The 1,605-nt window shown below is 63.2% G+C and carries 1 protein-coding gene; it reads left to right on the top strand.

All coding sequences use genetic code 11. The annotated features are described in order from the left end of the window. Positions 1-1,605: electron transfer flavoprotein-ubiquinone oxidoreductase (locus RMO23_RS14830; RefSeq protein WP_309683091.1), on the top strand; the 1,605-nt coding region annotated here is incomplete at both ends.

The following is a 1,605-nucleotide window of genomic DNA, read 5'->3' as shown; positions in this document are numbered from 1 at the left end:
AGAAATTCTGGCCCAGTTCGGCCCCCGTGAAGCGATGGAATACGACGTCGTTGTGGTCGGCGGCGGGCCCGGTGGTCTGGCCACGGCGATTCGCCTGAAGCAGCTGGCCAGCGAAAAAGGCAGCGACGTGTCGGTCGTGGTGCTGGAGAAAGGCTCCGAGCCCGGCGCGCACATTTTGAGCGGCGCCGTGATGGACCCGAAAGCGCTGACCGAACTGATTCCCGACTGGAAAGCGCTGGGCGCGCCTTTGAACCAGCCGGTGACGGGCGACGAAGTCCTGTTCCTCAGCGAAAGAGGCGCGACCAAAACGCCCAATTTCTTCGTGCCCGACTGCATGCACAACGAAGGCAACTACGTCATCAGCCTGGGCAATGTGGTGCGCTGGCTGGCACAGCAGGCCGAGAACCTTGGCGTTGAAATCTTCCCCGGCTTTGCCGCCGCCGAAGTGCTGTACAACGACGATGGCTCGGTCAAGGGCGTGGCCACCGGCAACCTGGGCATCGGCAAGGACGGCGAGCCGACCGACCACTTTCAGCTCGGCATGGAACTGCACGGCAAGTACACCGTGTTTGCCGAGGGCGCGCGCGGCCACCTCGGTCGCCAGCTCATCAGCAAGTTCAAGCTGGACGCTGGCAAAGACCCGCAGGCGTATGCGCTGGGCGTCAAGGAGCTGTGGGAGATTGACCCGGCCAAGCACCAGCCCGGCCTGGTCATCCACACCGCCGGCTGGCCGATGGACAGCCAGACCTATGGCGGCGGCTTTATGTACCACCTGGAGGGCAACCAGGTCACGCTGGGCCTGGTCACCGGGCTGGACTACAGCAACCCTTACCTGAGCCCTTTTGAAGAAATGCAGCGCTGGAAAACCCACCCCAGCATCAAAAAATACCTGGAAGGCGGCAAGCGCATCAGCTATGGCGCGCGCGCCATCACCGCCGGTGGCGCGCTGAGCCTGCCCAAGACCGTGTTTGCCGGCGGCGCGCTGATTGGCTGCGAGGCCGGCTACCTGAACGCCAGCCGCATCAAGGGCAGCCACGCGGCGATCAAGACCGGCATGCTGGCCGCCGAAGCCGCTTATGCCGCCGTGACCTCGGGCCGCCAGCATGACGAACTCAGTGCCTACCCCGAGGCCTATGCCCAAAGCTGGCTGGCCCAAGAGCTGGACCAGTCACGCAACTTCAAGGCCTGGTTCAAGAAAGGCCTGTTCATCGGCACCTTCATGACCGGCATCGAGCAGTGGCTGCTGCCCAAACTGGGCATCAAGCGCCCGCCCTGGACGGTTCACCGCAACCAGCCCGATTACGCGATGCTCAAGCCGGCGGCCGAGTGCACGCCCATCGTCTACCCCAGGCCCGACAACCAGATCACCTTTGACCGATTGAGTTCGGTGTTTGTTTCCAACACCAACCATGAAGAGCAGCAGCCGGCGCATCTGACGCTGAAAGATGCCAGCGTTCCCGTCAGCATCAACCTGGCCACCTATGCCGGCCCCGAGAGCCGCTACTGCCCGGCCGGGGTCTATGAATTCGTGAAAAACCCCGACAACACCGACCGCCTGCAGATCAACGCGCAAAACTGCGTGCATTGCAAGACCTGCGACATCAA

The sequence above is a fragment of the Polaromonas sp. genome (assembly GCF_031411155.1).
GTDB lineage: Bacteria > Pseudomonadota > Gammaproteobacteria > Burkholderiales > Burkholderiaceae_C > Polaromonas.
This window is presented reverse-complemented; position numbering and strand designations above follow the sequence as displayed.